The following is a 25,498-nucleotide window of genomic DNA, read 5'->3' on the forward strand; positions in this document are numbered from 1 at the left end:
GAGCTTGAGTTTCAGCTATGGCCTTAGCCTGTTCTTCATGAGTGTCATCCCCGGCGCATGGCGTCGCACGGCGGCCGGTGCCGGTCTGCTCGACGCGGACGGTACCGTCGCGCCCACCATCTTCGCAGAGATGTCCGCCGCGGCGGTCAGAACCGGCTCCATCAATCTGGGGCAGGGCTTCCCGGACGAGGACGGCCCGGAGGTGGTCCTCGCCGCCGCACGCGCCGCGATCGCCGAGGGCGTCAACCAGTACCCGCCGGGGCGCGGCTCCCCCGATCTCCTGCAGGCGATCGCCGAGCATCAGCAGCGGTTCTACGGGCTCGCCGTCGACCCGGGCACCGAGGTCATCGTGACGGCCGGGGCGACCGAGGCGCTGACGGCGACCCTGCTCGCGCTCATCGACGGGCCGGAGGACGAGGTCGTCGTCTTCGAGCCCTACTACGACTCGTACGCCGCGGCGGTCGCGCTCGCGGGCGCTCGGCTCCGGACCGTGCCGCTGCGGGCGCCGGACTTCCAGCCCGACCTGCAGCAGCTCGCGGAGGCGGTCACGGATCGGACGCGGATCATCCTCGTCAACGACCCGCACAACCCCACGGGAGCGGTCTTCGACGAGGAGGTCCGCCGGGAGGTCGTGCGTCTGGCCGAGAAGCACGATGCCGTGATCGTCACCGACGAGGTCTACGAGCACCTCACCTTCCGCGGCCCGCACGTGCCCATCGCCACGCTGCCCGGCGCTGCGGAGCGGACGCTGACCATCTCCTCGGCCGGGAAGACCTTCTCGACCACGGGGTGGAAGATCGGCTGGGTGCACGGCCCCGCCGCGCTCATCACGGCCGTGCTGACGGTGAAGCAGTACCTCACCTACGTCAACGGCGCGCCTTTCCAGCCCGCCGTGGCCGTCGGCCTGCGCCTCGACGATGCGTTCTTCGCCGATGCCGCCTCCCTGCTCGCCCGCAAGCACGCGATCCTCGGCGACGGTCTGCGCGCGGCCGGCTTCACCGTCCATGCCCCACAGGGCGGCTACTTCACGGTGGCCGACGCGACGGCTCTCGGCGGCGCCGATGCGGCGGCCTTCTGCCGCGCGCTTCCGGAACGGGCCGGGGTCGTGGCGATCCCCCTCACCGCCTTCGTGTCGCCCGCGCGACGCCCGGCGTACGCGGGCCTCGTCCGCTTCGCGGCGTGCAAACGCGTCGATGTCCTGGAGGAGGCGGCCGCCCGTCTCTCCGGTCTGCGCGCCTGAGTCAGGTCGGTCAGCGCGGGACCACGGCGTAACGTCGTGCACGCAGCGAGGGGTTCGTCTCCCGGACCCTGGTGACGGCCGCTCCGTCGACCACTCCGATGGCCAGCCCCGGCTCGGGCCCGATCCCCGCGCGGACGACCCCCTGCGGGTCCACGATGCGCGAGTGCCCCACACCGATCGGCGCCGGGTGGTCGGCGGCGATGACGAACACCGTGTTCTCGATGGCCCGCGCGGCGAGCAGCGTGGTCCAGTGGTGCTCCTTGAGCGGCCCGCGCACCCATTCCGCCGGCACCACGAGCGCGTCGGCACCGGCGACCGCGAGGCGCCGCGACAGCTCGGGGAACCGCAGGTCGTAACAGGTCATCAGCCCGAAGCGCAGACCTCCGAGCTCGAAGACCGCGGGCTCGCCGATCTCCCCCGGCTCCACCCAGTCCGACTCGCTCTGCCCGAACGCGTCGTACAGGTGCTGCTTGCGGTAGACCGCGAGGATGCCGTCGCCGCGCACGGCGACGACCGTGTTGCGCACGCGCCCCTCGTCCGAGGCCTTCTCCGTGACGCCCGCGACGATGACGACGGCGAGCTCCGAGGCCAGGCCGATCAGTCCGGTCACGAACTCACCGTCGAGACCCTCCGCATTCGCCGCGAGGCGTTCGTCCATCGGATCGACGAAGAAGCTCGAGTACTCCGGGAACACGATGAGCTTCGCCCCCAGTCGGGCGGCGTCCGTCGCGAGCTCGGCGATCCGCTCCCTGTTGGCCTCGCGCGAATCGGTGGGAGCGAACTGGCACACGGCGACGGGGACGGCGGCGTTCTCAGGCATGACGCCATCCTCTCGCACCCGTCGCTGCCGCGCTCGATTCGACGCCTTTCCAGATCCGTGATAAGTTATCTCTTGTGCCGCGGGGTGGAGCAGTTCGGTAGCTCGCCGGGCTCATAACCCGGAGGTCGCAGGTTCAAATCCTGTCCCCGCAACAAATGGAAGGCCCTCTGGCCGGGAGAAATCCCAAGCCAGAGGGCCTTTCGCATGTGGCGGGAGCCGACCTCTGGGAGTATCGAGGGGTGAGCCGACCGGTCGACATCGATGCAGCCGTGGTAGCTGAGCTCGTCGAAGAGCAGTTCCCCCGCTGGGCGCACCTGCCCGTCCGCGCCGTGGCGCGTCAGGGGTGGGACAACAGGACTTTCCGCCTGGGTGAGGATCTGTCGGTTCGCCTTCCCGTTGCCGAGTCCTACGCGACGGCCGTGCAGAAGGAGAGCAGAGCGCTCGAGTTCCTCGCCGGACGGCTCCCGGTCGCCGTTCCCTCCGTCGTTGCGCTCGGCGAACCCGGCCGCGGCTATCCGTTTCCGTGGTCCATCCGCCGGTGGCTCGACGGCGACACGGTCGACCGCGTCGCGGGGCTCGATCGTGTCCGCCTCGCCGTCGATCTCGGGGGCCTCCTCCGCGTCCTGAGGTCTCTTCCCGTGCACGCGGGGCAGGCCGCCGGCCGGCACTCGTTCTTGCGCGGTTCGCATCCGAGCGTCTACAGCGATGACGTCCACGCCGCGCTGCAGCGGCTGGACGACACCGTGGACACGGAGAACTGCCGGAGCGTCTGGCTCGCGGCGACGAGCAGCGTCTGGGAGTCCTCGCCCGTCTGGTTCCACGGCGATGTCGCCGTCGGGAACCTCCTCATCAGCGACGGCAGCCTGTCGGCGATCATCGATTTCGGCACCTGCGGCGTCGGCGATCCTGCCTGCGACCTCGTCATGGCGTGGACGTACTTCGAGGGGGACGCGCGTGACGCGTTCCGCGACGCTGTCGGACTCGACGACGCGACGTGGCGACGGGCTCGCGGCTGGGCGCTCTGGAAAGCGCTGGTGACCCTCTCGGGCGGGTCAGGACCGGGCGGAGACGACAGCCGACGCGTGCTTCACGAGGTGCTGACCAGCCCGCTCTAGGCCGCGGATGCCGCCCCGCCGGTCAGCGGACGACGGCGGTGGGCGCGACGAGCGCCGCGAGGACCTCGTGGCTGATCGACCCGAGCAGGAACCGGGCGACGGCCCCCCGCCCATGTGAGCCCACCACGGCGAGGCTCGCGGCGGCGGCCGCCCGGTTGATGACCTCGGACGGGTACCCGCGCTCGACCCGGGGCTGCAGCTCGAGATCCGGATACGTCTGGCGCAGCCCGGCGAGAGCGACGGCGAGAGTCTCTTCGGCCAGCTCCTGCATGGAGGAGAGGTACTGCTCGGGATACGACCTCGCTCCGCGCGGAAGGGGCACGGGCGTCCATACCGTCACCGCGATGAGGGGCTCGCCGAGGCGGTCGGCTTCGGCAGCGGCGAAGGCGACGGCGGCTTCCGAGATCGGCGACCCGTCCACTCCGACGACGACACCGCGGCGGTCTCCCGCCTCGATATCCGGGATCACCACGACGGGGCAGGACGAGTCGGCGACGATGCGCAGCCCGTGCGCCCCGCGCCGCGGGCTGTCCGCGTCATCGGGTCGGAAGTCGCTTCCGATCACCAGGAGGTTCGCGCCCGCGGTGGTCGAGACGAGCTGGCGGACCGGGTCGCCGCGGAGCACGACGATGTCGACGTCCAGGCCCTGGGCCTTCAGCGTCTCCGCGTGCTCCTCCAGCAGACTCCGGGCAGCCGCGATCGCCGCATCCACCACAGGGCCCTCCCCGACGGCACCGACCGCTCCCCCGACGACGCTCGCGAGGAGCAGAGTAGCCTTCCGGGACCGTGCGCGTTGCGCGGCCCACTCCAGTGCTCGTCGTCCCGCCGACGTGTCCACCACTCCTACAACGATGCGCTCAGCCACGGCGACCTCCCTGTTCGCCTCCACCCTCCCATGCCATCCCCTCCTCGCGCGACGGTTCGTCCCGGACAAAACCCTCCGCCGCTCAGGCACTCGCGCCAGATCAGGCTTCCTACCAGGAGGGCGCCTGACCTCGCGCGCCCGCCTGCTGCCGCGAGAACGCCTGTCCCGGCGCGCCATGCGCGCACGCAGGCACCCGCGCGACAGCAGGCACGCCTGCAGGATGTCGCCTGAAACGGCGCGAGCGCCTGATGCGGCGGACATGCGTGAGGGACGCGGGAGTGGCGGGGAATGCGAAAGGGCACCCCGGGGGTGCCCTTTCGTGTGCGTGGCGAGATTACTCTGCGGCGGCCTCCAGCTCCAGGAGCTTCTCAACGGCCGCGGTGAGCCGCTTGTCCGCCTCACCGAACTTCTCCAGGTCACCCTCGGTGAGGGCCGCCTGGCGGTCGAGGAGCGCCTGCTGCGCCTTCGCCAGGGCGTCGGCCTGCTCATCCGTCGGCGTCGGCGTGGTCGGCGTCTCCCCCGTGTCGGGATCGGTCGCCTCCGGGTCGGTGGGTTCGACCTCGTCATCGCCACCGGTCGCGCCGGAGTCGCCGCCGAACAGCGTGTCCAGCGCCTCGGTGAGGGTGTTCTCGAAGGCCACCCGGTCACCGAAGGCGACGAGCACCTTCTGCAGACGCGGCAGCTGCGTCCCCTCGGACGACTGCACGTAGACCGGCTGGACGTAGAGCAGACCGCCACCGACGGGCAGGGTCAACAGGTTGCCGTAGATGACCTCGGACTCCCCCTGCTGGAGCAGGTTGAGCTGCGGCACCACGGCCGTGTCCGAGTTGTAGGTGTTCTGCACCTGGCCGGGGCCGGGCACCGTGGTGTCGGTGTCGATCTCCAGCATGCGCAGCTGCCCGTAGCCTTCGGCCTTGACGCCCTTCTCGGCGCCCGCATCCGAGTCGACGGCCAGGTAGCCCATCAACACGTCGCGGCTGCCGCCCGCGCCCTGGGAGGCGGGGATGAACGTCGAGAACATCGAGAACCGCGGTTCCTCCTGCCCTGGCATCTGCATGGTCAGGTAGTACGGCGGCTGCAGCATCGCGTCGCTGCGCGGGTCGTTCGGCGTCTGCCAGCGGTTGTCCTGCTGGGCGAACGAGCCGGCCTTGTCGACGTGGTAGATGCCGAGGATGTCGCGCTGCACCTTGAACAGGTCGGTCGGGTACCGGACGTGGCTCATGAGCTCCCCGGACATCTCGCTGATCGGCTTGAGGGTCGACGGGTAGACCTTCTGCCAGGTCTTCAGGACCGGGTCCTCCTCGTCCCAGGCGTACAGCGTGACCGAGCCGTCGTAGGCGTCGACCGTGGCCTTGACCGAGTTGCGGATGTAGTTGATGTCGTCGATCGCGAGCGACGGCGTCGGCACGTTCGAGTCGGCGATCGCGTCGGACAGGCTCACGCTGGTCGAGTACGGGTACGTCGAGCTGGTCGTGTACCCGTCCACGATCCAGACGATGCGGCCGTCCACGACGCTCGGGTACGGGTCGCTGTCGAGCTCGAGGTACGGCGCGACCTTCTGCACGCGGGTCTTCGGGTCGCGGTCGTAGAGGATCTGCGAGTCGTCGTTGACGAGGTTGGAGAAGAGGATCTGCTCCGACTGGAACTTCAGCGCGTAGAGCAACTTGGTGAAGCTGTCGCCGATCTTCGGTCCGCCGTTCCCGGAGAACGTGGTCTTCGTCTCGCTCGATCCGTCCTTGCCCCGCGGGTAGTCGATCTCGACCGGGTCGGCCCCCTCGGGGGCGCCGACGATGGAGTACTCCGGGGAATTCTCGCCGAAGTAGACCCGCGGCTCGAAGTCGCCCTGCTCGGACAGGAAGCCCGAGGTCGGGATGCCGCGCTCGAGGAAGACGGGCTCGCCGTCCGTCGTGCGCTGGTTTCCGGCCGCGGCGACGAGACCGTAGCCGTGCGTGTAGACCGCGACGCGGTTGTTCCAGTTGTCGCCGTCGCCCAGACCCGACATGTCGAGGTCGCGGACAGAGACGACCGTGTCCTGCTTCACGCCGTCGATCTCGTAGCGGTCGACGTCCATGGTCGTCTGGAACTGGTAGTAGCCGCGGTACTGCTCGAGCTGGCGGACCGTCGGCGGGATGACCTTCGGGTCCATGATGCGGATCGACGCGGTGGTCTCCGCGTCGGCGCGGAGCTGACCGGCCTCGGCGTCCGTCTCAGCCTCGAAGGCCGTGGTCTCCAGGTCGGCGACGCCGTAGGCCTCCTTCGTGCCGTCGATGTTCCGCTGGTAGTACTCGGCCTGATAGGCGTTCTGGTTCGGCTTCACCTGGAAGGTCGTGACCACCCACGGGTAGCCGATGCCGATGACCAGCGAGGCCACGATCAGCAGCGCGGTCGCCGCGAGGGGGAAGCGCCAGCGGCCGATGACGGCCGTGATGAAGAACAGGATGGCGACGACGGCGGCGATGATCGCGAGGATGCCGAGGCCGGGGATGGTCGCGTTGGCGCCCGTGTAGGCGGCACCGGTGATCCGGTCGTCCGGTTCGACGAGGGTCTTGTAGCGGTCCAGCCACAGGCTCGCCGCCTGCACGAGCAGGTACAGCCCTGCGATGACCGCGAGCTGGATGCGGGCCGGCTTCGAGATGCGCAGCTCGCCCTGGCCGATGCGCACGGAGCCGTAGAGGTAGGACACGAGCGCGGTGACGAGAAGGCTCAGCAGCAGGACCGCCGAGACGAACGCGAGGAGGATCGAGTAGAACGGCATCGCGAACATGTAGAAACCGGTGTCGACCTTGAACTGCGGGTCGACCTCACCGGTGGCGACGCCGTTGGCCCACAGCCACACGGTCTTCCAGTTGCCGGCCGCTGCGAATCCCGCGAAGAGGCCGAAGAAGATCGGCATGCCCCACATCGCGAGGCGCCGCAGCGGCTCGATGACCTCCTGGTAGCGGTCGAGCTGGGAGCTCAGCCGCACGTAGACCGGACGGAGCCGGTAGGCGAGCTGGATGACGACGAACAGCGGAACCGCCATGCCGAGGAAGCCGATGACGAACATCACCGCCGTCGCGATCCACTGCGTGGTGAGCACGCCGGTGAACCCGACCTGGTCGAACCAGAGGAATTCGGTGTAGAGCGACGCGAAGACGAAGAACGCCGCGATGAGCGCGGCGATGATCACCAGGGAGATTCCGAGGATGCGTCGGGAGGTTCGAGGCGTGGCCGGGGGCTGGGCTGGGGTCGAGGTCACCCCTCCATCCTAGGCACCGCTCGCTGTGGGCGGGCTGTCACACCGGTCACGGCGGTGTCACGACCGCGCGGGCTCAGGTGGCGGGGACGTCGCAGGTCGGCAGCGCGTCGACGTCGCCGTCCTCCGCGATGACCTCGAGCGCCGCGAGGGATTCGTCGAGGGTCGCGGTGCGGATGACCTGCAGGCCGTCCGGCACATGCCCCACGACCTCGTCGCAGTTCGCCTCCGGTGCGAGGAAGTAGTCCGCGCCGGCGTCACGGGCGCCGTAGAGCTTCTGGCGGATGCCGCCGATCGGTCCGACGGTCCCCTCGGCGTCGATCGTCCCGGTGCCCGCGACCTCCTTGCCGCCGTTCAGCTCGCCCGGGGTCAGGGTGTCGATGATCCCGAGGGCGAACATCATGCCCGCGCTGGGGCCGCCGACGTTGTCGAGCTGGATCGTGACGTCGACCTCGAAGTCGTAATCGGTGCGCAGCGTGATGCCGATCAGCCACGTCGTCGTGCCGTCCTGGGTCTGCTCCTCCGGCGTGATCTCGACCGTCTGCTCCGCGCCGTCGCGGCGCACCGTGAGCGCGACCGGATCCCCGCCCGCCTCCTGGATGGCCTCGCGCAGCGCGGTCGCCGACGTCACGGGCGTGCCGTCGATCGCCGTGATCACGTCGTCCGCCTCGAGCAGGCCGTCGGCAGGAGAGCCCTCGACCGCGTCGACCACCACGACCTCGGCTCCGGTGTCGTAGCCGAGCTCGTTCAGCGCGGCGGCCGTCGCCTCGTGCTGCGAGTCGACCATGAGCATCGCGTTGCGCTCGTCGCGCTGCTCGGTCGTGACGCCCTCGGGGAACACCGCGTCCAGCGGCACGACGGCGCGCGAGGCGTCCGTCCAGGCGAGCGCGAGCTCGAACCAGCTCGGCGTGCGCTCCCTGTTGCCGACGACCTGGACGGTCGTCAGGTCGAGCGTGCCGCCCGTCTCGTACGTCTCGGTCCCCTCCACGCTGATGAGCGGGACCTGCTCGCCGTCCGCGTTCTTCGCGGTACCGAGGGTGTCGTACACCGGGCCCGGACGCTGGATCACGTACGGCGAGGGCAGGAAGGTGAGGACGGCGAGCGCGGCGAGCGCGACCACCAGCGCCCAGACCCCGAGTCCGAGCTTCCCTGCACGCGGTCGTTCCACAGCAATCCTCCGTCGTTCGCGAGCGGCGTACAGCGATCTGCCCGCTTCGGGGACGCGCACTGAAACCTGTGACTAGCGTAGATGCCACGGCTTCAGACGTGCTGAGAGGGCGAGCGACATGGCAGACAACGAACCGAACCCGGAGGACTTCCAGGAGTTCCTGCGACGGATGCTCTCGAACCAGGGCGGTGGAGACATCGACCCCGAGGCGCTGCGCGGCGCCTTCCAGGGGATGGACGGCTTCGCCTTCGACCCGGCGATGATGCAGACGATCATGTCGCAGCTCCAGGGCGCCTTCGGCGGTGATCCGTGGGAGAACTCGCTCCGGCAGGCCCTGCACATCGCCAACCGCGAGGGTCAGGGCATCGGCGACGGCTCCCGCTCCTCCCTCGCCGACTCGTTCGCACTCGCAGGTCTCTGGCTGAGCGAGGCGACCACCATCTCCGAGCTCGCAGAGCCGCCGGTGGCGATGACCCGCGGCGAGTGGGTCGAGAGGACCCTTCCGGTGTGGAAGGAGATCGCCAGCCCCGTCTCGACGAGCATCGCCGACGCGCTGACGTCCGCCCTCGACACCCAGGTGCCCGAGGAGATGCGCAGCGTGGTGCAGGGCGCGGGACGCTTGATGCGGGGCCTCGGCGGATCGGTGTTCGCCGCCCAGTTCGGTCAGGTCCTCGGCAACCTCTCCCTCGAGGTCGTCTCCGGGGGCGACGTGGGCATCCCGGTGCTCCCCGCGGGTACGGCCGCCGTGATCCCGCAGAACCTCACCGCGTTCGGCGAGGGGCTCGAGATCCCGGCAGACCAGATCGCCCTCTACGTCGCGACGCGCGAGCTCGCCTACGCCCGCCTGTATCGGCACGCCAAGTGGCTGCACCTGCACGTGATGGCGCAGATCACCGACTTCGCCCGCGGCGTGACGGTGGACGTCGATGCCCTGGAGGACGTGGCGAGCCGCCTCGACCCCTCGAACCCCGAGGAGCTGCGCGCGGCGATCGAGGGCGGAGCCCTGCTCCCGACCCAGACCGAGGCGCAGCGCGAGGCCCTCGCCCGCCTGGAGAACCTCATCGCGACGATCGACGGGTGGGTCGACGTCGTCACGGCGGAGGCCACCTCCCGACTGCCGGACGGCGGCCGGATCGCCGAGGCGGCCCGTCGTCGCCGTGCCGTCGGCGGCCCCGCGGAGGACGCTCTGGGTGCGCTGGTCGGGCTCAAGCTCCGACCGCGACGCATCCGCGAGGCCTCGGCCATGTGGCGGGCGGTCACGGACGCGGTCGGCGTCGCCGCCCGGGACTCCCTCTGGGACTACCCGGACCTCATGCCCACCGCCGAGGACATCGACGACCCGACGGCCCTGATCGCGCGTCTGCAGGCCGCGGAGCGCGGGGAGCAGCCCGAGGCCGACGAATTCGACGAGGCACTCGCCCGCCTGCTGGACGGCGACGACTTCTCCGCGGAGGCGCCCGCCGAGGACGGCGACACGGATCCGCGCACCGACGGCGACGACGACACTCCGGAGGGCGAGCGCCCGGTCTGAGTCCGGCCATCCGGGTCGGGGACGGACGATCACTCTCCCTCCCCGACCACGGACGGACCGCCGACTTCTCCACCGATCCCCCGAATCGGCCTGCGGCTCCACGATGCTCCGCAGAATCGAGGGGTGCCGCTCACCCCGACGACCCTGACCCGTCTCGACCCCGCATTCCCGCTGCTCTGGCGCGACGGGATGACCCTCCAGGTCGGCGACGATCCCGCCATCCGGGTCCCGGCGTCCGCGCCCTGGGTCGAACGGCTCCTCAGCCGCATGCGCCGAGGGTTCCGACGCAGCGCCTTCGATGTCATCGCGCACCGCGCGGGAGCGCCGCGGGAGGAGGCCAGACGGCTGCTGGCCATCGTCGAACCGGCGCTGCAGGACGAGCCCGCCCGCCCGCTCGCCTCCCGGGTGTCCACGCTCGGGCTCACCGACACCCGCGCCGAAGGGCGGCTGTGCGAGGCGCTCGCCGACGAAGGGGTGTCGCTCGCGACGACCTCGGCGCCGTCATCGACGGTGGTCGCCGTCGTCCTCGTTCCCGGTGCGGCGGCCGCCGTGCAGTTCGCGCCGTTCCTGCGCACGGACTCCCCGCACCTGCCGATCGCCGTCGAGCCGGCGCGCATCACCGTGGGACCGCTGGTCGTGCCGGGGCTCACGCCGTGTCTGACCTGCCGGGATGCCGAGGACACCGCTCGGGACCCTGCCTGGCCGCTGCTCCACGGTCAGCTCGTCGGCCGCGACCCCGGACGCATCACACTCGCCAGGGTGGCTGCGGCCGGAGCGGTCGCTGCGCGTCTCCTTGCGGACCCCGAGGCCGCCCGCATCGCCCGGATCAGCGCGGACGGCGCGATCGGGTGGCGTTCGGTGCGGTTTCGCGCAGAATGCCTGTGCCGCGACCCGTCGTCCCCATCTCCGCCAGGAACCGCGAGGGCGCCCGTTCGCCGCGCCCCGCCGATCGTGCCCAGGACAGCTCCAGCGTACGCGCAGCCCGCGTGACCCCGACGTAGGCGAGGCGACGCTCCTCGTCCACGGCCTCGAACGTCGTGGCATACGAGATGGGCAGCGACCCCTCCGCCCACCCCGCGAGGTAGACGTGCGGCCATTCGAGGCCCTTGGCCGCATGCAGCGTCGACAGTGTCACCGTCCGCATCGTCGGCTCGTGCTGATCCTTCGCGCGGGCCATGAGCTCGTCGCTGAACGATCGCAGGGTCGCTTCCGGTCCGGCATCCTCCGCGAGCCGCAGGATGGCCCGTCGCGCCTCCCAGCCGTCGCGCTGAGCTCCCCCGGCGGCCGGCGGCTCCTCGGTGAGTCCCAGCTCGCGAAGCACCCGCCGCACCCCTGGCAGGAATCCGTGCTCGGTCGGCGCGACCGCCGCCGCACGGAGCGCGAGGATCGCCTGGCGTACCTCCGGCATGGCGAAGAATCGCGTGCCGCCGAGCACCGAGGTGGCGATCCCCTCGGCGGCGAGCGCCTGCTGGAGCACCGCGGACTGCGCATGGGCCCGATACAGCACGGCGATCTCGGACGGGGAGGCGCCGTCGGCGATACGGGCCGCGACACCGGCCGCGATCCCCGCGGCCTCCTCCGCCTCCGAGTCGTACGCCGTGACCGTCGGCGGCTCGGCGGTGAAGTGCTCCCGCGCGGGGACCAGCTCCAGCGCCCCGCGGCGACCGTGCATCAGCGCGTTCGCCGCCGTCAGGATGGGGGCCTGGGACCGGTAGTTCGTCTCCAGCCGGATGACCGTCGCGTCGGGGTGCCGCCGCTCGAACTCGAGGAGGAACCGCTGCTCCGCCCCCGCGAACGAGTAGATCGTCTGGCTGGCGTCGCCCACCACGCAGATGTCGTGCCGATCGCCCAGCCACAGCTCCAGGAGCCGGTTCTGGAGCGGCGACACGTCCTGGAACTCGTCCACGGTGAAGTGCCGGTACTGCTCGTGAACGGCGGCTGCGACCCGTGGCTCGGTCTCCAGCATCCCCGCACAGGCGAGCAGCACGTCCTCGAAGTCGAGCTGATGACGCTCGTCCTTCAGCGCCTCGTAGCCACGCATCAGCTCCACGAGCTGGGTGGGGTCGATCCCGGTGATCGGACGGCCCAGCTCGGCGTACCGGTCGATCGAGATCATCGACACCTTCCGCCACTCGATCTCCGAGGCGATGTCGCGCAGGGTCGCCGTGCGGGGACGCAGGCGGAGGGCGTCGGCGGCCTGACCGAGCATGCGCACCTTGTTGTCGATGATCGACGGCGCGGGGGCCCCCGCCAGCGTGGGCCAGAAGAAGTTGAGCTGGGCGAGCGCGGCCGCGTGGAAGGTGCGGGCGGCGACGCCTTCGACGCCCAGTGCACGGAGGCGTCCGCGGAGCTCACCGGCGGCCTTCGCGGTGAACGTCACCGCCATCACCCGGGACGGCGAGTAGGCACCGGTGTCCACCCCGTGCGCGATGCGGTGCGTGATGACCCTGGTCTTCCCGGTTCCGGCCCCCGCGAGCACCGCCACCGGCCCCCGCAGGACCGAAGCCGCCGCTCGCTGCCGCTCGTCGAGGGCATCGAGTGCGCTCACGGGCGCTCCTCGAACCAGTCGACGATGAGAGCGCGCGCGATCGAGGCGGGTCCCGGCAACCCGACGGGACCGTCCCCGGCGAGCGCGGAGCCGATCTCCTCCCGCGTGAACCAGCGCACGTCGATGATCTCCTCGCCGTCGGGTCTGGCCGCGGCTTCGTCTTCGACCGCGGCGCGGAACCCGACCATGAGCGAGCGGGGGAAGGGCCACGCCTGCGAGGAGATGTAGCGCAGCGTCGAGAGGCGCACGCCGGACTCCTCCTCGATCTCCCGGTGCACGGTGGCCTCGAGGGATTCGCCCGCCTCCGTGAAACCGGCGAAGCAGGAGTACATGCGACCGCCCCAGTTCGCATTGGCACCGAGCAGCAACCGCTCGCCGTCCGCGCTCTCGACGGCGACGATCACCGCGGGGTCGGTCCGCGGGAAGTGCTCGCGGCCGCAGACCAGGCACCGCCGCGACCAGCCCGCGTTGCGCAGCTCCGTCCCTCCGCCGCAGGTGGGGCAGAACGGGGCGTCGCGGAGCCAGCCGGCCAGCGCGACCGCGGCGACGAGCACCTCGGACTCCCCGGCGTCCAGGCGCCCGCCGAGGTCGCGGAGGCCGAGCCAGATCTCGTCCGGCGCCGTGTCCAGAGCATCGGTCTCCGGCGGGAGCGCGGCGAGCAGGAGCGCGGAGCCGTCGGCTTCCCGACCGAGCAGCGCCCATGTCCCGTCCGTGACGTCGTCCGCCGAGACGCGCAGCAGCGCCGAGGCCGCGACGCGCACACGCCCCTCCCGGACGACGATGACGCGCGAGGCCGCGAGGCCGCGGAGACGCTCGATCACGCCCTCCTCCTCGCGGAGTTCGGCGGCGCGGTCGAAGAACGGGCGCGGAATGCTCATCGACTCCCTCTCTCACGGGCGTGGCGGAGGCGGGACCGCCCCTGAGCCGACCTACCCTGGGGGCATGGGACGCTCTCCATTCACTCTAGCCGCGGCGGTGACGGCCGCACTTCCCGGCGCGGAGGTCACGGGCACCCGGGCGCTCACCGCGAACGGCGACGGGCGCTTCGACTCCGCCGTCGCCTCCCTCGCCGACGGCCGGGAGCTCGCGATCCGCGTGGCGGACGATGATGACGCCGCGCGCGAGCTGGCGGCCGAAGCCCTCGCGCTCCGCGCCCTCACCGACGGCGCGCGCGCCATGCTCCCGTTCCGCGCTCCCGGATACATCGGCGAGACGAGGGTGGGCGAGGGCCGAGCGCTCGTGACCGAACTGCTCCCCGGCTTCCAGATCGAGGCGTCGATGGTTCCCGCCGGACGCGGCGCCGCGGAGTCCATGGGGGCCGCGATCGCCGCCGTGCACGCGCTGCCGACGTCGGTCGTCCGCGGTGCCGGACTCGTGATGCGCAGTGCGGAGGAGAGCCGCGCCGAGCTGGAGCGGCTCGTCGACACCGCCGCAGCCACGGGACGCGTCCCCGCCCGCCTCACGGTGCGGTGGCGGGAGGCCGTCGCCGACGACGACCTCTGGCGCTTCGAGTCGACGGTCGTGCTCGGCGGCGCGCAGGCCACGTCGTTCCTCTTCGACGATCATCCCGAGCGCGGCCCCGAGGTCACCGGCGTGATCGGCTGGCACGGTCTCGCGGTCGGCGATCCGGCGCTCGACCTGTCCTGGCTGTCGGCCGCGCCCGACGCCGCGGCCGACGTGCACGGCGCGTACGCCCGTGCGATGGATCGAACTCCCGACGCCGGTCTCGAGATCCGTGCGCGGCTGCTCGCCGAGCTGGAGTTCGCCCGCTGGCTCGTCCACGGGGACGCGCTGCGGCGCGAGGACATCGTGGAGGACGCGGCCGCGCTGCTGGAGGCTCTCGCCGACGGCCTGCGCCACGACGATCTCGGCGTGCCCGGTGATCGCCGCTCGGACGTGGACTCGGCGATGGACGCGCTCGACCGCGTGCCGGTGGCGGCCGCTCCCGAGGTGGACACCTCGATGCAGACCGATGCCTACAACCCGGAAGAGCTCTGGGCGGCGGAGGCGGACGACGTGGATCTCGACGCCGCGCGCACCGGGTCGTCGGTGGCGGGGGCGGGCGAGCCCGCGGGCGCGCCGTCGCAGCCCGACGCGGAACATCGTGCCGCCGTGGCGAGCATCGAGACCGAGGACCTCTCCGGCGTCGCGCACGCGTTCGCCGAGACGCGCGGAAGCGGACGGGTCGAGACTTCCTTCCCCTCCTCCCCCTCGGCGGACGACGACGATTCCGAAGAGGCTCAGCGCGCGGCGCGGGCGGCGCTCCAGCGCTGGAAGAGCTCCTCCTCGGAGTAGACGCGGTCCCCGCGGATGACGAGGTCGTCGGCCACGTAGTACAGCGCCACGTCGATCTCCTCGAGCGGGACGCCGAAACGCCGGTGGTACGCGAGCCGGTAGAGGGCCAGCTGCAGCATGCGCTCCTCGCGCTCCTGCGGTGTGCGTGGCGCCCGCCCGGTCTTCCAGTCGACGATCTCGATCCGTCCGCCGCGGTCGGCGCGTCGGTACACCGCGTCGAGCTTGCAGATGACGATGTGGGCTTCCGTCGCGTCGGGGCGCACTCCGGGGAGACCGGCTCCCAGCGCGAAGTCGATCTCGATCTCCACGGCGAGCGGCTGCAACAGCCCCCACTCGCTCCGCTCGAAGGTCTCCTGCAGTGCGGCGAGGTCGGCGGCGTCCGCAGCGGCACCGGATGCCGGAGCATCCGGTGCACCGTCGTCCTCGGGCTCGTCCTCGTCGACCTCCCAGAGCGCCTCGTCCACCCGGGTTCCGACACCGACGAGCTCGGAGCGCTGCTCAACCCACGCGTGGAACAGGGTCCCCAGACGGGTCTGGCGGTACGGGCGTTCGGGCATCGGGCGCACGAGCGAGGACAGGGTCCCGGTGTAGTCCGTGACGTAGTCCTTGAACCGGGAGGCGGGCACTCGCGTGGGTGCCTCCGCGTCCGTCCCGCGCTGGCGGGCGGCGCGCTCGTCGAGGAGCCGGCGCAACTCCTCGGTCGGCTCGAGGGTATCGCCCTGGAGGGCCTCCTCGACGACCGCCGCCGCGGCGCTCACCACGGGGCGCCGTCCGCCGAGCGGGTCGAGCGGCCAGTGCAGCGTGGCGCCGGGACCGTCGTACGGGTTCTCGTCCGGGTCGACCGGAGGGATCGCGTCGAGCCCGAGGACGTCGATGGCCTCCAGGAGGTACGGACTCGGCGTGCGCGGCGCCTTCTGACCCGCCCAGTGGGCGCCGCTCAGCAGCAGGTCGCTCTTGGCGCGGGTGATCGCCACGTAAGCGAGGCGACGCTCCTCCTGGCGCTGATACTCCCGGTAGGCGTCCTTGAAGCGCTTGAGCGCGCCGCCGTGGGGGTTCGCTTTCGTCGCCCCGCCCGACAGCGACGCCTGTGCGAGCTTCTGCCGCTTGCCGGGGTCGGCCTCGCCCTCCATCGCCTCCTCCGGGTCCCAGACGAAACGCGGGAGCGCGTCGCGGTCTCCGCGCAGCGCGAACGGCACGACGCCGAACCCGAACCATCCCGAGGTGTCGGACACCCGCCCAGGCAGCTCGTCGACGACGAGGCGCACGACCGCGACGGCGTCCCACTCCAGGCCCTTCGACCCGTGGATCGTGAGCAGTTGCACGACCCCGGGCTCCGGGGGCTCCGGTCGGGGCATGAGTTCGTCGGTGCTCTCCGCCTTGTCGAGCCAGGCCAGCAGGCTGCCGATCGTGCCGCGCTCGTCGGCGGCGAGGAACGCGCGCACCTCGTCGGCGAACGCCCGCAGCTGGGTGGCTGCGACCCGCGCGGGTCCCCGGGTCTCGTTGGCGGCGAGCTCGATATCCAATCGCAGCTCCAGCTCGATGAGCCGGATGAGTTCCGGGATCGGCTGGGACGACGCGCGACGCAGGCGCTCCAGCATCTCCCCCGCGGCGCGGATCCGTGAGCGGCCCTCCGGGGTGATGCCCTCCAGCAGGCGATAGTCGTCGCGGACCGCGCGCACGATGTCGACCGCGTCCACGATGGAGACGGCCTCGTCGGCACCGCGGGAGGAGCGCAGCCGCGCCCGCACCTCTTCCGGCAGGGGCATGAGGGCGGTGTCGCGCTCCGCGAGCGCGCGTCCCAGCTCGTACAGCGCCGCCATATCCGCCACCCCGACGCCGAAGCGCGGGCCCGTCAGGAGCCGGATCAGCGCCGAACCGGCCGTCGGGTCGTGCACCACCCGCAGGGTCGAGACCACGTCGACGACCTCGGGCGTGGCGAGCAGGCCCCCGAGTCCGAGGATGCGGTGCGGGATGCCTCGCGCGGCGAGCGCGCCGGCGAAGGTCTGCATGTGGCGTTTGGACCGGAACAGGATGGCGCCGGTGTGCGGGGAGGTCGAGGCCTCCTCGTGGGCGGCGCGACGTTCGGCGAACCAGGCCGCGACCTCGGCGGCCTCGTCGTCGACGGTGAACGGGTAGCGCACGGCGACCGTGCCCTCCCCCGCGCCCGGCCGCGGCTCCAGCGGCGGCACGTCGAGTCCGGGGCGCTGCAGAGGCTCCAACACCCGGTTGGCGACGTCGAGGATCCGGCGGTCGTTGCGCCAGCTCGTCATGAGGCTGTAGGTGCGTACCTCTCCGGCGCTAGAGAAGGATCGGGGGAACGCGTAGAGGTTGTCGGCGCTGGCTCCGCGCCACCCGTAGATCGACTGGTGCGGATCGCCGACGGCCATGACCGCCGTGTCGCGGAACAGCTCCGCGAGGAAGCGCGTCTGGATCACGGAGGTGTCCTGGTACTCGTCGAGGAGGACGACCCGGTGCTGCTCCCGGAGCTCGGCGCGGACGTCCGGCGCGGACTCGACGATGTCGTACGCTCCGGACACCTGGTCGGCGAAGTCGAGCACGCCGCGCCGGTCCTTCTCGGCGATGTAGTCGCGCACGAGGCTGGTCAGAGTCGGGAGGGTGCGCAGGTTGACCGCCGCCTTCTCGACATCGGCATGGGAGCGGTAGGGCTCGAACGCCGCGGCCTGTGCTGCCGCGAGACGCTCGGCCTCGGCGAGGTCGACGCGATGGTCGAGCGCCGCGCCGGCGAGCCGCTGCACGGCGTCGATGACTGTTCCGAGGGCGTAGTCGACCTCCTCCAGCTCCGGCAGATCGCTGCGGAGCACGACCTCCCGCGCCAGCATCCAGGACGCCGCCTGGCTGAGCATCGCCACATCGGGATCCCGGCCGATGCGTGCGGCGTGCTCGCGCACGATGCCGTCGGCGAAGGCGTTGTAGGTCGAGACGCGGGGACGGATGAGGAGGTCGTCGGCGGTGCGGAGCGCCCCGGGCTCCCCGGCCGTGCCGTAGTGCTGGGCGAGCTCGTCGAGGACATGGCTGCGCACGAGTTCGCGCTGCCGCCCCGGCGCGGCCTCCGCCACTCGACGCAGTGCCCCTCCGGCGACGATCTCCGGGAGATGCGGGAGCAGGCCCCGCCGACCGTATTCGTCAACGACGGCGAGGCGGGCGCCGATGCGCTCCGCGAGCTCCCCCGCCGCCTTGCGGGTGAACGTGAGGCCGAGGACCTCGTCCCGGCGGACGAGCCCGTTCGCGACGAGCCAGACCACCCGGGCCGACATGGTCTCCGTCTTGCCGCTGCCCGCCCCGGCGACGACGAGCGCCGGCTCCAGCGGCGCCTCGATCACATGCTGCTGGGCGGGCGTCGGGGTCGGCAGTCCGAGCGCGGCGGCGATGTCGGTCGCCGAGAGCACGGCGTCCGGGGTTCCTGCGGTCATGCGCTCACCGCCGGCACGGTGTGGATGCGGCAGGGATGGACCCGGCGCTGCGTGTCGGCGCAGTGGGCCTCCACCTGAGCCGTGAAGCTCGCCGCCGACATGCCGCGGGCGACCTCGGCGACCCGGTGCAGGAACTGCGACCGGGCCTCGGCGTCCAAGGCGTGCTGGTGCGCGACGCGGTAGTCGCTCTTCGCCAGGGTCTTCGAGACGATCACCAGACGCGCGCCCCCGAGCGAACCGGGCGCGGCACCGGGCACGAGCCCCTCCTGCACAGCGATCTGATAGGCCGCGAGCTGGGCATGGTCGACGACGCCGCCGTCCGCCTCCGGATCGGTCTTCCCGGTCTTGAGGTCGACGACCACCGTGGTCCCCTCCGGCCCACCGGCCATCGACTGCCAGCCGCGGCCGCGCGCCGGTCCGTGTTCGCCCGCGCCGGGCGGATACGCCTCGACCCGGTCGATGTAGCCGTGCACGATGGCGCGGTGACCGCGGTCCTCCCCCACCGGGTAGACGCTCGGCTCGGCGGTCTCGCCGGACACGTCGACGGCGAACCGGAACTCCACCTCGCTGCCGAGGACGCGCCCGCCGTCCCTCGTCACCTCACCGAGGTAGCTGTGCAGCCGGTCGACGAACAGGTCGGCGCGACGACGCTCCTTGCGCCCGATCCAGGCCGTCTCGAAGTCGAGCTCCGGCCAATGCTCCTCGACGATCTCCCGCATGCGCGCGAGGTCGCCGTCCGGCACGCGCTCCATCGCCTCGTGGACGATCGTGCCGATGCCCGCCGTCGGCGGCATGACGGTGTCGCCGCCGAGAGCCGAGACGACCCAGTTGAGCCCGCATTCCTCGTACGACTCCACCGCCGAGGGCGACACCCGGGCTCCGCTCGCAGCGAGATCGCGCAGCGGCGCCGCCGTCGAGGGCGCCGTGACGCCGTACCAGTCGTGCGGATGCGCTCCCGGCACGCCCTCCCGGGCGAGGATGGCGAGTTGGGCGGCCGCCTCGCGCCTCGCGGGTTCGGCGTGTGTCGTGGTGAGCACCCGACGGTGCCGCGCGACCAGCCCGCGCAGCGTGAGCGGGTGCTCCGCGGAGGCATGACGCTCCGGCGGCTCCGGAGGGGGAAGGAATCCGAAGAAGGCGCTGGGCGACAGGTCGTCATCGTCCACCGCGGTGATGAGGAGGCGATGGCGCGCCCGCGAGAGTGCCCGCACGAACAGCCGCAACTCGTCATGGAGCGCCGCCCGACGCCGGTCGAGCACGCCCGGGACCTCCGCCGGGAGGCCGGAGCGCGCCGCGGTCAGCGCGTCGGCGAGCCGCCAGGTCTGGAGCAGCCCGCCACGCAGCCGTACGTTGGGCCAGACGCCGTCCTGCACACCGGCGACGACCACCGCGTCGAACTCCGTGCCGAGCGCGGTGGCCGGCGTGAGCAGGGTGACCGTCCCCGGCCGGTCCGGCGACGACAGCGTGTCCTCCGGCACCTCGCTGTCGAGGATGTCGCGCACGAAGACCTCGGGGCGCTCGTCGGGTGTGCGCTCGACGAAGCGCTTGGCCGCGTCGAACAGAGCCACGAGAGCATCCAGCGATCGCGCCGTCTCGGCTCCGGTCGGCAGCAGCGAGATCTCCCGCCACGCGACCTGCAGCCGCCGCCCGTCGACGGCCCTGGCCTGCTCCCAGATGCGCCACAGGAGGTCGTGGATCGTCTCGCCTTCCGCCGCCGCACGAGCGACGCCGGCGACCGTCTCGGCGAAGCGCTCGGCGGTCCGCGACTCCGGTGCATCGATGAGCGTGAGGGTGGCCGGCGCCGACATCGCCGCGCGCAGCAGCTCGCGCGCGGGAGTCGACCCGCCCTGACCGAGTTCGAGGTGGCGGAGCCGCGCGCGCAGCCGACGGAGCGCGATCGCGTCCATTCCACCGAACGGCGTCCGCAGCGCCTCCTCCCAGGCCTGCACGGTGCGGTCCTCGTCCGGAGTCAGCGCGAGCCGCACGATGCCGACGATGTCGCGCACGATCCCCTCGCTCCCGAGCGGGCGCTGCACCCCGGCGGCCCTCGTCGGGATCTCGCGCGCGGCCAGCTCGGTCTCCAAGGCTGTGACCTGACGGGTGTCGTGGGCGATGACCGCCATCCGCTCCCACGGGATGCCGGCGCTCAGATGCCAGTCGCGCATGACTCCCGCGATGCGGTCGAACTCCTCGTAGGGCGACGGCGCGAGGAAGGTCGAGACCTCCGCGCTGTCGTCCCCCGCGGTGGGCGCCGGGGCGCGCCGATGCTCGACGCGTCCCGAGACGCCGATCGCCTGCGTCACCGTGCGCGTCAACGCGGTCAGCAGCGGGCGCTGACGGTGGGCGCCGTCGAGCACGTGCACGGTGGTGAGCGCGCCGGCGAGTTGCGCGAAAAGCTCGGGGCTGGCTCCGCGGAAGGCACCGGAGGAGATGTCGGGGTCGCCGAATGCGTGGACCGCGATGCCCCGGTCGAGGAGCGCCTGCACCACGCCGATGCCTCCGCGCGTCAGCTCCTGGGCGTCGTCGATGAGCACCACCCGCAGGGGCGACAGTGGCCCGAGGGTCGCGCTGTCAGCCGTGCGGAGGATCCCCGCTGCCTCGCTGAGCAGATCGGCGGCGTCGCGGTGCGCGGCCCGTAGGGCATCGAGCACCGCGCGGTACTCCTCCACGAAGTCGGCCGCCGCCGTCCACACCGCATCGCCGGTGGCGCGCAGTTCGGCCGGGCTCGCCCCCAGCTCCGTGCACTCCGCGAGGAAGGCGCGGAGTTCGGAGCGGAAGCCCTTCGAGGCGCGGACGGGCTCGCTGAGCGCCGGAGGCCAGGCGATGCGGGCGTCTTCGGCATCGCCGGCGAGCAGTTCGGCGATGATGCGGTCCTGATCGGCGCCGGTGAGCAGAGCCGGCGGCTCCGCGCCCTCCCTCACCATCGCGCCGCGGACGAGCTGGAACGCGAACGACCCGAGCGACCGGGCCAGCGGTCCCGGCGTCGCCTGGCCGATGCGCACGCCGATCCGGTCGCGCAGCGCGGTGGCCGCCTGTCGGCTCGGCGTGAGCGCCAGCACCTCTTCCGGCCGCAGCCCTTCGACCTCGAGGAGCTGCACCACACGGTCGACGAGCGTGCGCGTCTTACCGGTACCGGGGGCACCGATCACGACGCCCGACGCGGTCGGCGGCGCCGTGATCACGGCTCGCTGCGCGGCATCCGACATCATCCCTCCACGCTATCGGGAGGCGCGGACATCGGCGTCGAGGGCGAACCTCCTCGCGGGTTGTGCGCTCAGGGCGAAACGACCGACGCCGCCGGTCTCCCCCGCTCGGTGCGCGATAGAGTTGGCCGAGTCCGACGACCTGCAAGGAGCACCCGTGGAAATCCGCATCGGCATCATCAACACCGGCCGCGAGCTGAGCTTCGACACCGCTGCCACGGCGGACGAGGTCCGCACCCAGGTCTCCGCCGCGCTCGAGCAGAGCGCCTCGCACCTGAGCTTCGCCGACGTGAAGGGCAACTCCTACATCGTGCCGACCGCGAACCTCGCCTACATCGAGCTGGGCACCGAGGAGTCGCGTCGCGTGGGCTTCGTCGCCTGACCCGCGCATGTACATCCTCCTCGCCCTCGTCGGCGCCTGCGTGCTCGGCATCGCCGCGCACTTCCTGATCGGCGGTCGCGAACGGCGCGGCGTCGCACTCGCCCCGGCGATCGCGACGGCCGTCTCGGCGATCATCTACACGGCTCTGCAGTGGTCCGGCGTGGGCGAGGACAGCGTCTGGCTGTGGCTGGCGAGCACCCTCGGAGCCGCCGCGGTCGCGGCGCTCGCCGCCGCGGCTCTCACCGCAGCGCGTCGACGCGGTGACGCGCAGCGGAGAGCCGCGCTCGGGATCTGACCTAGGACGCGAGGCCCATCGCATCCATGCGACGGGCGTGCGCTCCCATGAGCTCGGTATACACCGGCTCGATGCGGGCCTCCTCCACGGCGAGGAGCTCCGGCCGCAGGGCCGCGCGGCAGACGAGGATCGTGTCGCCCACGAGACGTCGCGCCCACATGGAGAGCAGTGAGCGCCACTCCTCGTCGCTCTCGATCGTCTCCTGGATGATTGCGACGATCTCGTGGCGCGCGTCGTCCTCGCGCAGGATCTCCGCGACCCGCCGCCCCGTCTCGCCGTAGCTCGAAGCGAGCGCGAGATAGAAGTCGTCGAGCATGCCCGCCGTGATGTAGACCGCGAGCAGGGTCTCGCGCGGGCGCGCCCCGATGGTCTTGCGCCGGAACGCGTCCAGGTGCTCGCGGAACGGGAGCATGAGCTGCGTCGGGTCCTGACCGCGCGCCGCGATGATGTCGACGATGCCCCGGTGCTTGGTGAGCGCCGCACCGGCTGCCCGGGACAGCGACTCCTTCTCGGCCAGCTCGGGAGTCGCGCGGATGAGCCGCGTCAGCGTCTCGAAGTAGCCGAGCTGGAGGTAGGCCGCCTGGCCGAGGAATCGGTCGAGCTCCGGCGCCAGCTCCGCGAAGTCGACACGCGTCGCATCGCTCTGCTCGCCGCGGCTGCGCAGCGCCAGGGTGCGTCGCGGCGCGGCGTCGCGCTGCCAGAACCACTTAACCACGAGGTGTTCCTCCCGAGTCGGCCACGTCGTTCACAATACTCGGCAGAAGACGTCCTCCCTGCCCGGAGCCGCCCCTCCGGTAGGCTGGGCGTGTCCCCGCCGTCGGAGCGGGGCCCCGCGCCTGTGGCACACGAGACGGCGTGGCTCCGTTTACGAGGCGATCGCGCATGGTCGCCGGACAGGCATCTGAACAACAGTGACAACTTTCGCCGAACTCGGCATCGATCAGGACATCGTCGACGCACTGGCCGCGAAGGGCATCGTCGATGCCTTCCCGATCCAGGAGCAGACCATCCCCCTCGGGCTCCCGGGGCAGGACATCATCGGACAGGCGAAGACCGGTACCGGCAAGACCTTCGGCTTCGGCATCCCGGTCGTGCAGCGCCTCGGGAAGGATCCGGAGCACGGGGTCAAGGCCCTCATCGTCGTCCCGACCCGCGAGCTCGCGGTGCAGGTCTACGAGGACATCGATCTGCTCACGAGCAACCGCTCCACCAGCGTCGTCGCCATCTACGGCGGCAAGGCGTACGAAGGGCAGATCGACCAGCTCAAGGCCGGAGCGCAGATCGTCGTCGGCACGCCGGGGCGCCTCATCGACCTCGCCGGCCAGCGCCTCCTCGACCTCTCGAACGCGACCGAGGTCGTGCTCGACGAGGCCGACAAGATGCTCGACCTCGGCTTCCTCGCCGACATCGAGAAGATCTTCCAGAAGGTCCCCGCGGTGCGGCACACGCAGCTGTTCTCCGCGACCATGCCCGGTCCGATCGTCGCGCTGGCACGGCGGTTCATGACCAACCCGATCCACATCCGCGCCAACGACCCGGACGAGGGCCTGACGCAGGCGAACATCAAGCACCTCGTCTACCGCGCCCACTCGCTGGACAAGGACGAGGTCATCGCTCGCATCCTGCAGGCCGAGGGCCGGGGGAAGACGGTCATCTTCACGCGCACGAAGCGCGCAGCGCAGCGTCTGGTGGACGAGCTGAGCGACCGCGGCTTCAACGTGGGCGGCGTCCACGGCGACATGGGACAGGACCAGCGTGAGCGCTCCATGGCCGCGTTCAAGGCCGGCAAGAAGGACGTCCTCGTGGCGACGGACGTGGCGGCCCGCGGTATCGACGTCGACGACGTCACCCACGTCATCAACCACACCATCCCCGACGAGGAGAAGACCTACCTCCACCGCGCGGGACGCACGGGCCGCGCGGGCAAGACCGGGATCGCGGTGACGTTCGTGGACTGGGAGGACCTGCACAAGTGGGCCCTCATCAACCGCGCGCTCGAGTTCGGTCAGCCCGAACCGGTCGAGACCTACTCGTCGAGCCCGCACCTGTACACCGACCTCGACATCCCCGAGGGGACGAAGGGGCGGCTCGTGAGCGCGCCGAAGAAGGAAGCGGTCAAGACGGAGCGCACCCGTCGTCCGGAGCGCGCCGCGGACGCCGCCGAAGAGGGCACCGGAGAGGGCGGCACGCGCCGCCGTCGCCGCCGCCGCACCGGCTCGTCGTCTGTCGGCTCCACGTTCGCGGAGGGCACGCCCGAAGGGTCGTCCGGCGAGGGTTCCGCCGCGCAGACCGCCGACCGCGGCGCCGAGGGCGCCGGCACCCACGACGGCGCCGGCAAGGAGCACCACGACGGCAAGCCCGCCCCCGCCCGCCGTCGCCGCCGTCGTCGCGGCGGCTCCGGCACCGGGGCGGCACCCGTCACCGGCGCCTGATCCGCGTCATCGTCGTCCGAGGGGCGCCCGCACGGTCTACCGTGGGGCGCCCTTCGTCGTGCAGGAGGTCGGCCGGAACCTGCGGCGGGTAGACCCAGGCGACGAGCACCACCGAGATGATCATCAGCAGGAACCAGGAGCTGAGCTTGCTCAGGGACACGGGCTGCCACCCCGCCGCCTGGTCGGGATACGCCCACGCGCCTGCCCAGGTGCCGATGTTCTCGGCCAGGTAGATGAACACCGCCACCCCGGCGAAGACCGCGAGGAGCGGCAGCCGGATGGTGCGGCGCCATACGCGGGCGTGCATGACGGTGGGCAGCCACAGCACCACCACCCCGGCGAGGAGCAGCCACCTGGCATCCCACCACCAGTGGTGGGTGAAGAAGTTGACGTAGATGGCGGCGGCCAGGACGGCCGTCAACCACCGGCGCGGGTAGCGGGTGAACCCGAGGTCGAACAGCCGGTACACGCGCACCATGTAGGAGCCGACCGCCGCGTACATGAACCCGCTGAACAGCGGGACTCCCCCGATGCGGAGGATGCCGTCCGCGGCATACGCCCAGGAACCGACGTCGGTCTTGAACAGCTCCATCGCCGTGCCGGTGATGTGGAAGAGCACGATCACCCAGAGCTCCCGCCCGCTCTCGAGGCGGAACACGAGCATGGCCACCTGGATGAGCACGGCCGCGATCGTCAGCGCGTCGTTGCGGGCGAGCGCGGCGTCGTCGGGGTACCAGAGGCGGGCGGCGACGATCACCACCAGCAGCGCCGCACCGAACACGCAGGCCCAGGCCTGCTTCAGCACGAAGACGAGGAACTCGGCCAGCCCGGCGCGGAAGCCCGATGTCGGCACCGCACGGAGGAGTCGGCGAGCGATCGCGTCGACGCGGCGCTCCAGGGAGGTGGCACGTTGCATGCCTCGGACCGTATCGGTCCGCCTC

General features: G+C 71.7%; 17 protein-coding genes and 1 tRNA gene. 8 read left to right on the forward strand and 10 right to left on the reverse strand.

Going from position 1 to position 25,498, the window contains the following annotated elements:
* The first annotated feature begins 37 nt into the window (after positions 1-37).
* A complete protein-coding gene (locus AB0N68_RS13785) occupies positions 38-1,240 on the forward strand; it encodes an aminotransferase class I/II-fold pyridoxal phosphate-dependent enzyme (protein WP_268777733.1) in 1,203 nt (400 codons plus the stop codon).
* Positions 1,241-1,250: 10 nt separating this feature from the next.
* On the opposite strand, the gene AB0N68_RS13790 is transcribed toward AB0N68_RS13785, so the two are convergent.
* On the reverse strand, positions 1,251-2,060 hold the full coding sequence (locus AB0N68_RS13790; protein WP_268777734.1) for a carbon-nitrogen hydrolase family protein: 810 nt from the start codon (positions 2,058-2,060) through the stop codon (positions 1,251-1,253).
* Between the two features lie 78 nt (positions 2,061-2,138).
* Here AB0N68_RS13790 and AB0N68_RS13795 point away from each other — a divergent pair.
* Both AB0N68_RS13795 and AB0N68_RS13800 read left to right on the forward strand, forming a co-directional pair.
* Positions 2,139-2,212, forward strand: a tRNA-Met gene (locus tag AB0N68_RS13795).
* Between the two features lie 87 nt (positions 2,213-2,299).
* A complete protein-coding gene (locus AB0N68_RS13800; protein ID WP_280569070.1) occupies positions 2,300-3,175 on the forward strand; it encodes an aminoglycoside phosphotransferase family protein in 876 nt (291 codons plus the stop codon).
* A gap of 22 nt (positions 3,176-3,197) precedes the next feature.
* Here the strand turns inward: AB0N68_RS13800 and AB0N68_RS13805 are convergent, their stop codons facing one another.
* From AB0N68_RS13805 to AB0N68_RS13815, 3 genes are all read right to left on the reverse strand, one after another.
* The gene (locus AB0N68_RS13805) at positions 3,198-4,040 is read right to left on the reverse strand and encodes a universal stress protein (protein WP_280569067.1); all 843 of its coding nucleotides are present in this window, start codon (positions 4,038-4,040) and stop codon (positions 3,198-3,200) included.
* Positions 4,041-4,374: 334 nt separating this feature from the next.
* Positions 4,375-7,278 carry a UPF0182 family membrane protein gene (locus AB0N68_RS13810; RefSeq protein WP_280569064.1) on the reverse strand — a complete coding sequence of 968 codons (2,904 nt, stop codon included), beginning with the start codon at positions 7,276-7,278 and terminating at the stop codon, positions 4,375-4,377.
* 73 nt (positions 7,279-7,351) lie between these two features.
* Positions 7,352-8,443 carry a YlbL family protein gene (locus tag AB0N68_RS13815; protein ID WP_280569061.1) on the reverse strand — a complete coding sequence of 364 codons (1,092 nt, stop codon included), beginning with the start codon at positions 8,441-8,443 and terminating at the stop codon, positions 7,352-7,354.
* Between the two features lie 118 nt (positions 8,444-8,561).
* On the opposite strand from AB0N68_RS13815, the gene AB0N68_RS13820 reads away from it, so the two are divergent.
* Complete coding sequence (locus AB0N68_RS13820) at positions 8,562-9,974, forward strand: zinc-dependent metalloprotease (RefSeq protein ID WP_280569059.1); 1,413 nt, start codon at positions 8,562-8,564, stop codon at positions 9,972-9,974.
* Positions 9,975-10,800: 826 nt separating this feature from the next.
* Here the strand turns inward: AB0N68_RS13820 and AB0N68_RS13825 are convergent.
* Both AB0N68_RS13825 and nudC read right to left on the reverse strand, forming a co-directional pair.
* The gene (locus AB0N68_RS13825) at positions 10,801-12,522 is read right to left on the reverse strand and encodes an ATP-dependent helicase (RefSeq protein WP_280569057.1); all 1,722 of its coding nucleotides are present in this window, start codon (positions 12,520-12,522) and stop codon (positions 10,801-10,803) included.
* Positions 12,519-13,400 (reverse strand): NAD(+) diphosphatase, encoded by an 882-nt coding sequence (gene nudC, locus AB0N68_RS13830; protein ID WP_259953135.1) that lies wholly within the window; start codon positions 13,398-13,400, stop codon positions 12,519-12,521. Before nudC ends, AB0N68_RS13825 begins: the two co-directional genes overlap by 4 nt.
* A gap of 64 nt (positions 13,401-13,464) precedes the next feature.
* Here nudC and AB0N68_RS13835 point away from each other — a divergent pair, with 64 nt between their 5' ends.
* The gene (locus AB0N68_RS13835; protein WP_280569055.1) at positions 13,465-14,817 is read left to right on the forward strand and encodes a protein kinase family protein; all 1,353 of its coding nucleotides are present in this window, start codon (positions 13,465-13,467) and stop codon (positions 14,815-14,817) included.
* Here the strand turns inward: AB0N68_RS13835 and AB0N68_RS13840 are convergent.
* A complete protein-coding gene (locus tag AB0N68_RS13840) occupies positions 14,763-18,248 on the reverse strand; it encodes an ATP-dependent DNA helicase (RefSeq protein WP_280569052.1) in 3,486 nt (1,161 codons plus the stop codon). The genes AB0N68_RS13835 and AB0N68_RS13840 overlap by 55 nt on opposite strands.
* Entirely contained in the window at positions 18,245-21,454 is a 3,210-nt protein-coding gene (locus AB0N68_RS13845; RefSeq protein WP_187663667.1) for an ATP-dependent helicase, read from the reverse strand. Before AB0N68_RS13845 ends, AB0N68_RS13840 begins: the two co-directional genes overlap by 4 nt.
* Positions 21,455-21,605: 151 nt before the next feature.
* Here AB0N68_RS13845 and AB0N68_RS13850 point away from each other — a divergent pair, with 151 nt between their 5' ends.
* Both AB0N68_RS13850 and AB0N68_RS13855 read left to right on the forward strand, forming a co-directional pair.
* Positions 21,606-21,830, forward strand: coding sequence for a DUF3107 domain-containing protein (locus tag AB0N68_RS13850; RefSeq protein WP_025102974.1), 225 nt, complete (start codon positions 21,606-21,608; stop codon positions 21,828-21,830).
* Between the two features lie 7 nt (positions 21,831-21,837).
* A complete protein-coding gene (locus AB0N68_RS13855; protein WP_280569047.1) occupies positions 21,838-22,125 on the forward strand; it encodes a hypothetical protein in 288 nt (95 codons plus the stop codon).
* A gap of 1 nt (position 22,126) precedes the next feature.
* On the opposite strand, the gene AB0N68_RS13860 is transcribed toward AB0N68_RS13855, so the two are convergent.
* Positions 22,127-22,840, reverse strand: a complete 714-nt coding sequence (locus AB0N68_RS13860) for a ferritin-like fold-containing protein (protein WP_060923156.1) — start codon at positions 22,838-22,840, stop codon at positions 22,127-22,129.
* 196 nt (positions 22,841-23,036) lie between these two features.
* Here AB0N68_RS13860 and AB0N68_RS13865 point away from each other — a divergent pair, with 196 nt between their 5' ends.
* Positions 23,037-24,557: a DEAD/DEAH box helicase gene (locus tag AB0N68_RS13865; RefSeq protein ID WP_259953118.1), complete on the forward strand. Its 1,521-nt coding sequence runs from the start codon at positions 23,037-23,039 to the stop codon at positions 24,555-24,557.
* Here AB0N68_RS13865 and AB0N68_RS13870 read toward each other — a convergent pair.
* A complete protein-coding gene (locus AB0N68_RS13870; protein ID WP_232089207.1) occupies positions 24,544-25,473 on the reverse strand; it encodes a DUF817 domain-containing protein in 930 nt (309 codons plus the stop codon). The genes AB0N68_RS13865 and AB0N68_RS13870 overlap by 14 nt on opposite strands.
* Between the last annotated feature and the right edge of the window lie 25 nt (positions 25,474-25,498).

It is taken from the genome of Microbacterium meiriae, from assembly GCF_040685015.1.
Classification (GTDB): Bacteria; Actinomycetota; Actinomycetes; order Actinomycetales; family Microbacteriaceae; genus Microbacterium; species Microbacterium meiriae.